Source organism: Corynebacterium sp. UMB0012, assembly GCF_030216265.1.
GTDB lineage: Bacteria > Actinomycetota > Actinomycetes > Mycobacteriales > Mycobacteriaceae > Corynebacterium.
Genome location: NZ_JASOKQ010000028.1, coordinates 1 through 13,079 on the forward strand (window position 1 = coordinate 1; position 13,079 = coordinate 13,079).

Annotated in this window: 12 protein-coding genes and 1 pseudogene; 3 read left to right on the forward strand and 10 right to left on the reverse strand. The window is 60.3% G+C overall.

Annotation, left to right across the window (positions count from 1 at the left end; all coding sequences use genetic code 11):
- Positions 1 to 130 precede the first annotated feature (130 nt).
- The 5 genes from QP324_RS10655 to QP324_RS10675 form a co-directional block, all read right to left on the reverse strand.
- Complete coding sequence (locus QP324_RS10655) at positions 131 to 892, reverse strand: ABC transporter ATP-binding protein (RefSeq protein WP_284816022.1); 762 nt, start codon at positions 890 to 892, stop codon at positions 131 to 133.
- Positions 883 to 1,938: an iron ABC transporter permease gene (locus tag QP324_RS10660; RefSeq protein ID WP_239278366.1), complete on the reverse strand. Its 1,056-nt coding sequence runs from the start codon at positions 1,936 to 1,938 to the stop codon at positions 883 to 885. The genes QP324_RS10655 and QP324_RS10660 overlap by 10 nt, the downstream gene beginning before the upstream one ends.
- Positions 1,938 to 3,101, reverse strand: coding sequence for an ABC transporter substrate-binding protein (locus QP324_RS10665; protein WP_284816023.1), 1,164 nt, complete (start codon positions 3,099 to 3,101; stop codon positions 1,938 to 1,940). Before QP324_RS10665 ends, QP324_RS10660 begins: the two co-directional genes overlap by 1 nt.
- Positions 3,102 to 3,191: 90 nt before the next feature.
- Positions 3,192 to 4,469, reverse strand: a complete 1,278-nt coding sequence (locus tag QP324_RS10670; RefSeq protein ID WP_204611101.1) for a glutaminase — start codon at positions 4,467 to 4,469, stop codon at positions 3,192 to 3,194.
- 51 nt (positions 4,470 to 4,520) lie between these two features.
- Entirely contained in the window at positions 4,521 to 4,799 is a 279-nt protein-coding gene (locus tag QP324_RS10675; RefSeq protein WP_005323988.1) for a DUF3618 domain-containing protein, read from the reverse strand.
- 96 nt (positions 4,800 to 4,895) lie between these two features.
- On the opposite strand from QP324_RS10675, the gene bcp reads away from it, so the two are divergent.
- From bcp to QP324_RS10690, 3 genes are all read left to right on the forward strand, one after another.
- Positions 4,896 to 5,363, forward strand: a complete 468-nt coding sequence (gene bcp / locus QP324_RS10680) for a thioredoxin-dependent thiol peroxidase (protein ID WP_005327287.1) — start codon at positions 4,896 to 4,898, stop codon at positions 5,361 to 5,363.
- A gap of 3 nt (positions 5,364 to 5,366) precedes the next feature.
- Positions 5,367 to 5,993 carry a TetR/AcrR family transcriptional regulator gene (locus tag QP324_RS10685; RefSeq protein WP_284767081.1) on the forward strand — a complete coding sequence of 209 codons (627 nt, stop codon included), beginning with the start codon at positions 5,367 to 5,369 and terminating at the stop codon, positions 5,991 to 5,993.
- A gap of 76 nt (positions 5,994 to 6,069) precedes the next feature.
- Positions 6,070 to 7,056: an HNH endonuclease signature motif containing protein gene (locus QP324_RS10690; protein ID WP_284816024.1), complete on the forward strand. Its 987-nt coding sequence runs from the start codon at positions 6,070 to 6,072 to the stop codon at positions 7,054 to 7,056.
- Here QP324_RS10690 and QP324_RS10695 read toward each other — a convergent pair.
- The 5 genes and pseudogenes from QP324_RS10695 to pflB form a co-directional block, all read right to left on the reverse strand.
- The gene (locus QP324_RS10695) at positions 7,053 to 7,202 is read right to left on the reverse strand and encodes a hypothetical protein (protein ID WP_284816025.1); all 150 of its coding nucleotides are present in this window, start codon (positions 7,200 to 7,202) and stop codon (positions 7,053 to 7,055) included. The two genes, QP324_RS10690 and QP324_RS10695, sit on opposite strands and share 4 nt — an antisense overlap.
- Before the next feature lie 65 nt (positions 7,203 to 7,267).
- On the reverse strand, positions 7,268 to 8,416 hold the full coding sequence (locus QP324_RS10700) for an SPFH domain-containing protein (protein ID WP_284816026.1): 1,149 nt from the start codon (positions 8,414 to 8,416) through the stop codon (positions 7,268 to 7,270).
- 59 nt (positions 8,417 to 8,475) lie between these two features.
- The gene (locus QP324_RS10705; protein ID WP_284816027.1) at positions 8,476 to 9,714 is read right to left on the reverse strand and encodes an alpha/beta fold hydrolase; all 1,239 of its coding nucleotides are present in this window, start codon (positions 9,712 to 9,714) and stop codon (positions 8,476 to 8,478) included.
- Positions 9,715 to 9,725: 11 nt separating this feature from the next.
- Entirely contained in the window at positions 9,726 to 10,595 is an 870-nt protein-coding gene (gene pflA, locus QP324_RS10710) for a pyruvate formate-lyase-activating protein (protein ID WP_284816028.1), read from the reverse strand.
- 2 nt (positions 10,596 to 10,597) lie between these two features.
- Positions 10,598 to 12,976 (reverse strand): annotated as a pseudogene (pflB, locus tag QP324_RS10715) (formate C-acetyltransferase).
- Between the last annotated feature and the right edge of the window lie 103 nt (positions 12,977 to 13,079).

A 13,079-nucleotide genomic window follows, 5' to 3' on the forward strand; every position in this document is an offset into this window, starting at 1 on the left:
TCAGGGCCTTGTGGGGCGGAATGATGTCGTGAGACAGAGCGGAACGATGTCATGGAACCAGACACCTGATGGCGCACCACTTAAAAATTTAAGTTAAAAAATTAGGCCGGGCAATAGCCCGGCCTTTTTGTTATCTCACCCGCAGCGGGGCAATGAGTGGAGCGCCGCCATGCTGGACGACGTCCGCCTCTACCCCATACACACCTTCCACGAGCTCCCCCGTGAGAACGTCCGAAGGTTTGCCCTGGGCGCGAATATGGCCCTTTTTGAGCACTACCAGCTGGTCGCACATGCGCGCAGCCAGGTTAATATCGTGGATGGCCACCAAGCCCAGGCTGCCGTCGCGCTTCGCCTTGGCACGCACCTCGTCCAGCACGAAGATCTGGTGGTGCAGATCGAGGGCGGAGGTAGGTTCGTCGAGAAGCATCAGGCCTGGGTTGCCCACCAACATCTGCGCCACCGCCACCAGCTGGCGCTGGCCGCCGGAAAGCTCGTTGAGGTAGCGCGAGGCAATCGCATCCAGCCCCAGCGAGTGCAGCACCTCACCGGTGCGCGTAATCGGGTCCTCGCAGGCTTCACGGCGCGCAGAGATCAGCACGGCCTCAAACGCCCGCAGCGCGGCCGTGCTCGTGAGATCCTGCGGCACGTAGCCGATGAGCTGCCGGCGGCGCTTGCCGCGCGGGGCCGTGCCATCGACGCGGAAATCCACGTCTCCGTCGCAGCCGCGGTGCACGCCGGCCAGGGACTTGATAAGCGTGGTCTTGCCGGAAGCATTCGGCCCCAACAGGCCCACCAACTGCCCGCCGTGGAGTTTTTCCACATCCACGGACTCCAGTACGCGGTGCTTGCCATAGGCTGCACTCAGCCCGGAAATAGTCAGTTCTACGTCCACAGGGCCCTCCTTCGGGTCATGACGATGGCAATGAAGAATGGCACGCCCAAAAGCGAGGTAACAATGCCAATGGGAATAGCCAGGCCCGGCTTAATCATCAGGCTGACCGCATGCGCGGCACACATCACGGCCGCGCCCGCCGCCATTGAGGCCGGCAAGAAGTAGCGCTGGTCCTCGCCCACCAGCATGCGGGCAATATGCGGGCCGACCAGACCAATGAAACCGATGATGCCGGCAAAGGCCACGGTCGTCGCCGCGACGAGCGACACGACGATGAGCACCACGATGCGCAGGCGGGAGGTATTAACGCCCATGGCGGTGGCGCGGGCATCGCCAAGCCGCAAGGCAGTAAGGCGCCAGCCCAGCGCCCACAGAATGGGCAGGGCGATAATCAGCACGGCCGCCAGCACGCCGTTGGCCGCCCAATTGGCGCGGGTAAGAGAGCCCATGGACCAAAAGACGATCTGTTGCAGCGCCTCGGCCGAGGACTGGTACTGGATAAGCGCCAGCATGGCCTGGAAGAAGAACACCAAGCCGATGCCCAGCAGCACCATGGTTTCTGCCTTCGCGCCACGGATGACGGCCGCGATAACAATAATGGCCGTAGCCACCGCGGCAGCAAGCCACGCCATCAGCGCCAGGTTGAACTGCGGCTGCGCAATCAGCTGCCACTTGAGCACGATGGAGGTGGCGCCGCCAAACGCGGCGGCCGCAGAAATGCCGAGGGTAAACGGCTCGGCTAGCGGGTTATTGAGGATGGTCTGCATCTCCGCGCCGGCCAAGGACAAGGCCATACCGATAAGCACGGCCATCACGGCCATAGGCAGGCGCAGTTGCCACAGCACCGTGCGCGTCTGGTCCTCCAGACCCGCGGGATTCACAATGCCCTTTATTACCTCGGCCGGGCTGATATCAATCGCACCGACGAAGTTGCTAATGACAAATGCGGCGGCCGCAATCAGGGTCAGGCCCGCAACGATGCCTATGCGTTGCCAGGTTAACTTCTTATGTTGCCGCGCTAGAGCGGCTACCTCTGCACCCTCCATTAGTTGGTGCTAAAGAAGGTTCCCTCACCAGAGACCGGCGAGTACTTTTCTTGCGCATCCATCCACTGCTTGGCGACGTCCATATCGGCATACGCCTCCGGGTCGATCCACTCCGCTACCTGCAGCAGTGCCAGGTAGTTAAACGGCGAATTATAGAACTGGTGCCACATGCTGTGCAGGTGATGCTCCTTAACCGCCCGCAGCTTATCGAAGCCGGCTTGCTTCTCCGGAAGCTTCGCAATGCTGCCCTTGGCTTCCTTTTCATCAATGCCGTAACCCACTGCAGCGTATCCGACAGGGTGGCCTTCATCGTCCTTCATCTCGGACCAATCGCCACCGGTGGCGATGATCATATCCGGGTCAGATTCCAGGACCTTTTCCGGGGTGATTGTGCCAGACTCGCCCGGAATGACTTTATCGCCGATATTCTCGCCACCGGCCGCGTTGACCAGCTGGGAAATATTGGAATCGTTCCAGGAACCGCAGCAATCGGACACACCTGCTGCTCTCCAAACGAAAGTCTTTGGTTTATCTTTTACCTTCTCTGCGCGGTCCTCGACCAAATCCACGGTCTTTTGCCAATCCGAGTTAAATTCCTCAGCGCGATCCTCTTGGCCAAAGATCTCGCCGAAGATGTCCATAGTCTTGGGCGTATTCTCCAGCGGGTCGCGGCGGAAATCGGTGACCGCATACTTCAAGCCAGCTTGGTCCATCTTGTCGGTCAGACCAGCTTCGCGAGAGGCATCATATTGATCCAGCGAGAGGACAATGAGGTCCGGGTCTAGGCTCACGAGTTTTTCCACGGTGACATCACCCTTGGTAAAGCCGCCGATCTCTGGAACCTCGTTTACGGACGGCAGTTCCTTTTCCAGCGCCTTGTAGTAATCCGGCACGTTCTGCTTGAGATCCGTTCCGATGCCAACGACCTTGTCCAGTGGATTATCGGGGTCGAGTACACCGGTAGCAAAAATCGATCGGCCCTCCCCCAAAATCACACGATCGGGAGCCTTATCCAGTTCCACGTCACGGCCGGTGATATCGGTGAAGGAGAACTCAGCATCGCCGCTGGAGCCGCCAGTTACTTCCTCAGCTGCGCCGCAGCCGACGAGTGCGGTTGCCGACGCCGCCACAACCGCCATCACCTTGAAGGGGGTATGAGCCATTTTTAGTCCTTGGTCGTTGGATGCCCTCGCGGCAGCCGCGATGAGCCTTACATAGGACATCCTAACCTGATTAACCAAGGCAACCCAAACCTAAACAGGTTCGCCGTTGATGGTGTAGTCCTCCGGCTCGCCTTTCGGCACCTCCGTGCCGTCCGACATGGTGCGATCTTCCAGCTCCCCATCCGGATCCACGATGGCGATATCAAAGCCAGACTCGCGAATTCGGCGCAGCCCCTCCTTCAGCATGCGTCGACCCATGCGGTTCGTGCCCGTAATATGTGATAGCTCGAGCACCACCGTGCCCTCGCCAAAATCTGACTCCATCAGCTCGTACAAGATAGTCTCGGCCGCGTTGAAGTTAATCAAGCCCTGCAGATAGATCACGGTCAGCTCCGCATCCTGCTCCACCTTGCGCACCGGGTTCACGCCATAGCGCTCGTCTGTAGACATCAAGTGCAGGCCCATGTCCTTCGACAACAGCTTGAACGCATCCACACCGCGTACCGAGTTACCTTCTTTATTAAGCCGCGGCGAGAATGTCGCCACGCCCAACTGGCCCGGCAGCGTGCCCAGCAGGCCACCTGAAACGCCCGACTTCGCCGGGATACCCACCTCGGCCATCCATCGGCCGGCGCCGTCGTACATGCCGGCCGAGCTCATCACCGATAGCGTCAACCGGCACACATCCGCATCCAAAATCTTGTCGCCCGTCACCGGCTGCACGCCACCATTCGCCAACGTTGCCGACATCACGGCCAAGTCCCGCACCGTCACCACAATCGAGCACTGCTCAATATATGTTGACACCGCATCATGTGCCTCGTCCTGGATGATGTCGTAATTGCGCAACATGTGTGCCAGCGAGAGGTTACGTTCGCTGACTTCCAGCTCGGAGGACCGCATGGCGTCGTCGATAAGCAAATCGCGTCCCGCCAGGCGCGAAAAATAGGTGCGTAGGCGCTCCACGCGTGCGGCAGGCTCCGAATCCACGCCATTAATCAGCTGCGTGACCGCAATCGCGCCCGCATTAATCATCGGGTTGACCGGCCGATGGTCATCTCGGTTGAGCGAAAGCTCGTTGAAGGCCTCGCCCGAAGGCTCCATACCCACAATCTCGCGCACCGCAGATAGTCCCAGCTCCTGTAGCGCTAGTGCGTAGACAAAAGGCTTGGACAGGGACTGAAGGGTAAATTCCACCTCATCATCGCCCGCGGAATAGACGTGGCCGGTGGTGGTGCACATCGCGGCGCCAAGGTATTCGGGCTCCGCCTTGGCCAGTTCCGGAATATAATCCGCCACGGCGCCGTCGCGATTATCGCGCACCTTAGTGAGGATTTCCTGCAAATAAAAAGGGATTGGTGTCTTCATCCCAACCCAGCCTACGAAAAAAGTCCCCGCGGTGTGCGGGGACTTCCATAATTAGTGGCGCTCGGACAGCAGGCGCTGCAGCTCCTTCAAGTCGCTCTTGCGGCGGCGAGAGCGGAAGACCGAAAAAGCAATGAGGCCAACCACAGCAGCGCCGACACCGCCCAAGGCCATCTGCACGTTGCGGTCCTGCAGCTTATCGGTGGCCGCGGTCTTAGCCTCGTTGGCAAAGTTCTGCGGCTTGCTGCGCTGTGCCAGCTCGTCCAGGGTGCCGGCCAGCTGGCGGCGGGTGCGCTCGATATCGCGCTGAATGTCTTCAATATTGCGTGCCACGAAGTTCTCCTCTTAACTTAGGTTCGCTCTTAACGGGGTCATTCTACCCCGCCGGCCCAAAAGCGTGCAGCCCGGGCGGTAAGTAAGGTGGGAACCATGACTGAAAACCGTTTGAACGTTGGAGATACTGCCCCTGCTTTTGCGCTTGCCGACGATGCTGGAAACACCGTTTCCCTCGCCGATTACGCAGGCCAGCGCGTACTGGTCTACTTCTACCCCCGCGCCAATACCCCAGGCTGCACCAAGGAAGCCTGCGATTTCCGCGATTCCCTGGAACAGCTCAATGATCTCAATATTGCCGTCGTAGGCATTTCGCCAGATAAGCCGGAGGCGCTGGCGAAGTTCCGCGCGGACCACGAGCTGAACTTCCCGCTGCTTTCGGATCCGGATAAGTCTGTCATGACCGCCTACGGCGCGTTTGGCGAGAAGAAGAACTACGGCAAGGTGGTCCAGGGCGTAATCCGCTCCACCTTCTTGGTCGAGCCGGATGGCACCATCGGCCAAACGCACTACAACGTCAAGGCCACCGGCCACGTCGCCCGCGTGATGAAGGGGCTAAGCTAGCACGTGGGAGAGATTCTGCTACCGCGGCGTCGGCCAGCGCAGGCGCGCAGTCGCGAGCGCTTCGAGCGCATTCTGCAGGCCGCACGCGCCGTGCTTGTCGACGTCGGCTTTGAATCCTTCACCGTCGACGAGGTCGCCCACCGCGCCGGGGTGCCCATCGGCACGCTGTATCAGTACTTTGCCAATAAATACGTGCTCGTCTGCGAGCTCGACCGCCAAGACACGGCCGCCAGCCGGGCCGAAATCGAGCGCTTCTCCCGCCGCGCCCCGGACGTGCAATGGCCCGATGTGTTGGATGAAACCATCGATCACCTGGCGCGTATGTGGCGCGACGATCCCTCCCGGCGCGCCGTGTGGCATGCCGTGCAATCCACCCCCGCCACCCGCGCGACGGCCGCAGATACCGAGCGGCAGCTGCTTTTCCCCTTGTCAGAAATCCTCTCCCCACTCGCGCCGTCCATGAGCGATGACGAACGCATTGACCTGGCCGGCTTCCTTATCCACAGCGTGGTCTCGCAACTCAATTACGCAACTGCGGGCGACCCAGGCGACTTTGACGCCGTGGTCGTAGAGATTAAGCGCATGCTCGTTTCGTATCTATTTGCCATTGCGGCCCACTGGGGCAGTTGACGCTTAAACAAGTTATCCACAGGCTGCGGACGTCTTCGCCTCGGCTCGCCCACCGGCTCTGCTTAAAGTTGCAGCCATGAGCGCACTTAAGGCCTATGCCACCCATATTGCCTCGGCGATGGACATCCTCGCCGAGGCCCACGGCGCGTCTGAGCGCGCCCTTGTCGAGCTGGGCTTGCCGGATGTCGAGGCCCGCGACCTCCGCGCGCTGGCCGCAGTCTACTTCGGCCCGACCGGCTTCAGCCGCAAGCAACGCCACGCAGCCGCGGCTGCCCGACACCACGACCTCGTAACGCTCAAGCTGATTGAAAAGTACGTCTCCCGGGTGCGCACTAAGCGTGAGGCGTGGAACCTACGCGTGGAGCTGTGCCGCCTGCGTGGTCCGGCTTCTGACATCGCCCGCCGCGCCAAGCAGCGCCTGCGCGAACTTCGCCCGCGCCGCATGCCACCCCGCGAAGGCGTCCAGCTCCTTCGCCGGCCGAACGGCCCGTGGACTATGCGGATTACCGCGCCCTCGGCCTTCCTTGCTGAATTCGACGCCGCGCTCGACCCCGACCGCCCACTCGATTCCCTCCGCGACCTCCTTCGCGGCACCGGCGCACCTTCCGCGCGCACCACCACTAACGTCATCATCCCGCTCAACGCCCTAGACCAAATCCTGGACGGCGACGGCGACGAAGTCACGCTACGCCTTAGCAATGGCGCCACCATTACCGGCGCCGAGCTCGTCGAGCGCACCTTCACCGAGCACGGCCTAGCCACCCTTATCCACCCCGTCAAGGGCCCAGTCAACCTATATCGCACATCGCGCTACGCCACCGAGAAACAGCGACAGATGGCCGCCGCCGAAAATCCCACCTGCCCGTGGCCGCCGTGCAACCATCCGGCGGACAAGGCCCAAATCCATCACCTCAAGGCGTGGAAACATGGCGGGTTGACCAACATGGAAAACCTGACCGTGTGCTGCCCCTACCACAACGGGGTCAACCAAGATGATCCAAATGCCCCACCGCTGCGCGGACGCCTTGCCCGAGTCAATGGCAAGGTCCGCTGGGTTCGTTAGCGCTGCCTCTGCGAGGTAGCGCTACTCGGCGTGTCATCGACCACAAGGACGTCGTGGACAAGGTCGCGCGCGGCGCTTAACGCATCACGGTCGGAGTCAGGATGGTCGTCGGTGGCGAAGACCTGACACTCGTGATCGGGGATCACCTCCGCGCGGCGGGTTATGCCACGCTGAGCGGTATAGGCATCAAAGAGGTTATCGATGCTCAGGACTAGTCCTCGTTTTTCAGTTGCTCGCGCAGCTGCTGGAAGTACTCGCGTGCAGCCTGGGGCTGCGCGGTGGAGTGCTGGCCCTGCTGCGGGTGCGGCTCTGCCTGCTGGTGCTCGGAGCGTTGCTGCTCAGCGTGCTGGGAGGCAGCGATGGCTTCGCGCTTGGCGCGTTCGGCCTGACGCTTAGATTCGCGCTCGATTTCCTCGGCACGGGAAGGCTTCTTAGGCTGCGGGCGACGGCGTTGGGACGGCTCCTCGGCGGAGTCGAGGGCACGGTTGGCCATGAGCACGTCGCGCATGCCGCTGAAAAGATCGCCCATCCCCTGCGGGTTAGAGGGCATATAAAGAACGGACGCCTGGCCATTGTGGGAAACGTCGACCATAGCGTCGAGGTACTGGGAGACCAGCATGAGGGCTTCGGGGGATTCTTCCACGCCGGCGTCGCGAAGCATCTCGTACTGCTGGGCAATGCCCTCGACGATTTCCTTACGCTGGTCGGCAACGCCGCGACCCTGCAGCTTCTTCGCCTCGGCTGCGCCTTCGGCCTCCTTCACCACGCGGATCTTCTCAGCCTCCGCCTGGGCGACGGCCGCCTCGCGCTCGCGCTGCGCTGCGTTAATGGAGTTCATGGACTCGCGCACGCGGGAGTCAGGGCGGATATCAGTGACCAAGGTATTGACAAAGTTCCAGCCATACTCGGCCATATTGTCGCGCAGGGAGGCCGCAACATTGCGGGCGATGGTGTCCTTGGAGGAGAAGGAATCATCTAGGTTCATATTCGCTACGGAGGAACGAACATTGTCCTGGACGTAGGCCACAATCTGCTGCTCGTGATTGGAGAGCATGTAGTACGCTTCGCGCTCGCGGCCCTGGACTACCTCGTACTGCACGGCAACAGGGATTTGCACGAAGACATTATCCTTCGTCTTGGTCTCCACCATCACGTCCAGCTGGCGCACCTGCAGCGAAATCTTATCGCGTACACGGTCTATCCACGGCATCTTAAAGTGCAGGCCAGCATGCGCCACCTTTTGGAATTTGCCCAAGCGCTCCAGAATGGCAGCTTCGCGAGTACGAACGATGAAATAACCATCGAAGAGCGTTCCCAAGATAATCAGCAGGATAAGGACTATTACTATGGTGGCAATCATTGAGTCTCCCTAAAAGTCGTGATGATCACTAATATTTTCGCATAGGAAATAGCGAAATGCTAGTGATCGTCGATAAGCGAAAAGAGCCTGCCCAAGATGGTTGCGCCGTCTTCTCTAATGCCGTTGTGCTGGAATTCATTGTTGATCCACGGCCGCAGGTCTCCCAGGTGCGCGGCCGTAGCCAAGGACTCCTCGAGCGGGACGAAAATATCATCGACGTAGATGGCCGCGGCCGTAGACGGCACCTCGCCCAACGCGTAGGGCGGGGAGAATTCGTGGTGGGCGAGGCCATGGGCGGCGTCGGCAAACGCGTGCAACGCTGGGTCCTCGTCGAACTGCCAGGGAAAGATGTGCTCGCCGGTTAACCACGTACCGGACTCGGCAAACTCGGGGAACTCCTCGCGCACGCGGTGCGCCGCCCAGTTCGTAGTGGCCTGGCCACCGGCGCCGCCGTAGATGGATTCATGAATGGCGGCATATAACGGGCCGTCTGCAAAGCTCACGCGCTGGCCGACGTCCGCCAGGAAATCACCCCGCAACCGCTTCTCCCCCGCCACGGTGCGGAAAGGCTCTTCCAGCAGATAGGCCAGCGAATCAAAGCCGGTGCCGCGGCCGAGCTCGATGCCGATGGTACGAAAGCGCAGCGCGGACAGGCGCTCGCCAGTTGGAAGCCGCTCATCTGAATTGTCCAGGTGGGAAATGATCTCCTCGATTCGTCCCTGTGCCCACGGGAATTCGCGGTAGAAACGCTGCTGGCGGGCCTTAAGCTTGCTAAAGGTAGCGCGATAGAGCTCGTCCGCACCCTTCAACGTGGGGATACCGCCGGTGAAGAAAGCATGCTCGACGCGCTCGGGCGCCTGGGATAGGTAGGCGGTGATGCAAAAGCCGCCAAAAGACTGCCCGAACAGCGACCACTTCTCGAGTCCGAGGTGCTCGCGCAGGCGCTCGGCATCGCGGACGATATTGTCCTGGCGCAGCAACGCCAGGTGCTTGGCTGTGCGCTCAGCCGCCGGGCTAAGCGCATCAATGCGGTGCGAGCGGCCGGTGCCGCGCTGATCCATGAGGATCACCCGGTAGCGCTCTAGCGCCTTGCCAATCAGCCCCGTAGGCGCCAATGGCCGAGGCGCCGGGAAACCGGGACCGCCCTGCAGGTAGAGCAATGCGGGCAGGTCCTCTCCGCCGGGCGGGATTATTTCGCGGGCGTAGAGCCCAAAAGTCCCGTGGGGATTGGAATAATCCCACGGGACTTCTAGGTGGTGCTCTTTAATTGTGTGGCCGAAGCGGCGATAGGAGGTCATGTCCTCCCAGGCTAGTAGACTTCCAAGCCCTTCGAGCGGAAGACGTCGCGGATTTTCTCCACATCCTCCGGCTTTGGTGGCTTCGTGTCAGCTAGCTGGTAGTTCATGCCCAAGCTATCCCACTTGTCCTTGCCCATATTGTGGAAAGGCAGGACCTCAACGCGCTCAACGTTGGATTTCCAACGCGCCACGATATTGGCCACATTTTCCACGTTCTCTGGCGAGTCCGTGAGGTCTGGCACCACCACGAAGCGGATCCACACCGGTTTGCCTATCTTGTTCAGCCTGTCGCCGAAGTCCAGCGTGGGCTGGAGTTCGCGCTGAGTGACCTTCCGATAGGTTTCCTCGTCGCCCGACTTGACGTCGAGAAGCACGAGGTCGATATTATCCAGGTCCTCGTCACGCAAACGCGCACCGAGATAACCGGCAGTATCGATGGTGGTGTGGATGCCCGCATCGTGAACTTCCTTGAGCACGCGGCGCGTGAAAGAAAGTTGGAAGAGGGGTTCACCACCGGAGATGGTGAGACCGCCACCGGAAGCGTTGAAGATTGGCTTATAACGCTTAATGCGCTTGACCACATCCTCGACCCGCTCTAGCGTGCCGGTCTTCATCTCCCAGGTGTCTGGGTTATGGCAGTACTGGCAGCGCAGTGGGCAGCCGGACATGAACATCGTCATGCGGGTACCCGGGCCATCGACGGCGGTCACGAGCTCCCAAGAGTGCACGAGGGCAATATCGCCGGTACGGCGCGCCTCCATGAGTTCGGGGCGGGTAATGTCATCGAATTGAACGTCGTTTCCCAGGCCCGCGGCCGCGCCGCGGACTCGCTCTCCCTCTTCAGGAGAGAGGGTAACGACACCAGTAACGCCATCAGCCATGATTAGGAACCCTGGTGGAAGGTGCGGGAGATAACGTCGAGCTGCTGCTCCTTGGTCAGCTTAACGAAGTTGACTGCGTAGCCAGAGACGCGAACGGTCAGGTTCGGGTACTTCTCTGGGTGCTCAACGGCATCTTCCAGGGTGGACTTGTCCAGCACGTTGATGTTTGCGTGGTACAGACCAGAGTTCATCTGGTGTGCATCGCGGTTTGCCTTCATTGCTGACATGCGGTCTTCGAAAGTTGGGGTTGCCATGATTTTCTCCTTTTCGGGATGGTTGAGGGTTGGTGGTTTTTACTTCTCCATGATGAAGCCGGCATCCAGAACGCCCACCAAGTTATTGATGCGCTCTTCTGGGGTGCGGCCCAATCCGGAAGGAGTAATGGTGTTGGTCAGCGAGATGCCGTCCAAGGCGTCCTTGTAATCCAGCTTGCCGACGGACAGCATGGAAGCAACCATGCCGTGGCTGTCAGCACCGTTTTCAGGGTTAGCGCCTGGGGAGAACGGCGTGCCGGCCTTGTGGCCCGACGGGAAGGCGCCTGTTGCCTTGCCGTAGACCACGTTCGAGGTAATGGTCAGCACGGACTGGGTTGGGATGGCGTTGCGGTACATCGGGATGGCCTTAATCTTTTCCATCACGGTGTGGACAATGGTAGCGGCGATATCATCGGCGCGGTCATCATCGTTGCCGTAGAACGGGAACTCACCTTCGGTGATGTAGTCCGTAATCAGACCGGTCTCGTCGCGTACCGGGGTGACCTTGGCGTACTTGATAGCAGCCAGGGAGTCGGCAACGATGGACAGGCCGGCGATGCCGCAGCCCATGGAGCGGACGATATTGGAATCGTGCAGCGCCATCTCGACTGCCTCATAGGCGTACTTGTCGTGGGAGTAGTGGATGATGTTGAGGGCCTCAACGTAGGTGCCAACAACCCAGTCCAGCATCTCCTCGTACTTCTGCCAGACCTCATCGAAGTCCAGCGGGCCGTCGCCCTTGATGGGCTCGTAGCCTTCGACAACCTGCTTGCCGGATACCTCATCGCGGCCACCGTTAATGGCGTAGAGCAGTGCCTTTGCGGCGTTCACACGAGCGCCGAAGAACTGCATCTGCTTGCCAACTTCCATCGGGGAGACACAGCAAGCAATTGCGGCGTCGTCGCCCCACTGCTCACGAATCTGGCGGTCAGACTCGTACTGGATGGAGGAGGTCTCAATGGAGATGTGGGCGCAGAATTCCTTGTAGCCCTCTGGCAGCTTCGGATCCCAGAAAATGGTGATGTTTGGCTCAGGTGATGGGCCAAGGTTGACCAGGGTCTGCAGCAGACGGAAGGAGGTCTTGGTGACCATGTGGCGGCCGTCATTGCCAAAGCCAGCGTCGGACCAGGTTGCCCAGTACGGGTCGCCGGAGAAGATCTGGTCGTAGTCGATGGTGCGCAGGAAGCGAACGATGCGCAGCTTGAGAACCAGGGAGTCGATGATCTCCTGAGCGTCTTCCTCAGTGATGATGCCTGCGGCAAGGTCGCGCTCGAAGTAGCAATCGAAGAAGGCGGACAGGCGGCCGATGGACATTGCGGCGCCATCCTGGGACTTAATGGAAGCCAGGTAGCCGAAGTAGGTCCACTGCACTGCCTCGTGAGCGGTCTTAGCCGGCTGGGAGATGTCGAATCCGTAGGACTCGGCCATCTTCTTGAGCTTCTTCAGGGCCTTGATCTGCTCGGAGTGCTCCTCGCGGTAGCGTGCCCAGTGCTCAGAGAAGCCAGCATCTGCGACAGAATCGCGGGAAGCCTGCTTTTCCTCGATCAGGTAATCCACACCGTAAAGTGCAACACGACGGTAGTCGCCGATGATGCGGCCACGGCCGTAAGCATCCGGCAGGCCGGTGATGATGTGTGATGAACGAGCAGCGCGGATGCGCGGGGTGTAGATATCGAAGACCGCATCGTTGTGGGTCTTGCGGTAACGGGTGAAGATCTTCTCCACCTCAGGATCTACTTCCTTGCCCGCTTCGCCGATAGCCTGCTTGACCATGCGCCAGCCACCGAATGGCATCATGGCGCGCTTCAGCGGGGTATCAGTCTGCAGGCCGACGATGACGTCGTCGTCCTCTGAGATGTAGCCGGCCGGGAAAGCGTCAATGTCTGACGGAGTGTGGGTGTCGACGTCGTAAACGCGCTTTTCGCGCTCGACGGACAGGTAGTTCTTTTCCAGGGTCTCCCAGACGCGCTTGGTCTTTTCGGTCGGGCCCGCCAGGAAGCTGGAGTCGCCGTCGTACGGCGTGTAGTTGCGCTGGATGAAGTCGCGGACGTTGATGCCCTCGGTCCACGGACCGGACTCAAATCCCTTCCAAGCTTCAAACTGTTGAGGCTGCGTTGCGGTAGTCATAATTCCCTTCTTTCGGGCGAATTTCTAGCAGGGGATAAATGCCGCTTTCTTCGAGCCACAGCACCAAGCCCCTCTGGCCTCAATTGTTGACCAATTCCCTGGT

Bases quoted from the DNA above. Each gene is read 5' to 3' on its own strand.
- QP324_RS10660 (WP_239278366.1), bottom strand. From the start codon at position 1,938: ATGGAGGGTGCAGAGGTAGCCGCTCTAGCGCGGCAACATAAGAAGTTA.
- QP324_RS10665 (WP_284816023.1), bottom strand. From the start codon at position 3,101: ATGGCTCATACCCCCTTCAAGGTGATGGCGGTTGTGGCGGCGTCGGCA.
- QP324_RS10670 (WP_204611101.1), bottom strand. From the start codon at position 4,469: ATGAAGACACCAATCCCTTTTTATTTGCAGGAAATCCTCACTAAGGTG.
- bcp (WP_005327287.1), top strand. From the start codon at position 4,896: ATGACTGAAAACCGTTTGAACGTTGGAGATACTGCCCCTGCTTTTGCG.
- QP324_RS10690 (WP_284816024.1), top strand. From the start codon at position 6,070: ATGAGCGCACTTAAGGCCTATGCCACCCATATTGCCTCGGCGATGGAC.
- QP324_RS10700 (WP_284816026.1), bottom strand. From the start codon at position 8,416: ATGATTGCCACCATAGTAATAGTCCTTATCCTGCTGATTATCTTGGGA.
- QP324_RS10705 (WP_284816027.1), bottom strand. From the start codon at position 9,714: ATGACCTCCTATCGCCGCTTCGGCCACACAATTAAAGAGCACCACCTA.
- pflA (WP_284816028.1), bottom strand. From the start codon at position 10,595: ATGGCTGATGGCGTTACTGGTGTCGTTACCCTCTCTCCTGAAGAGGGA.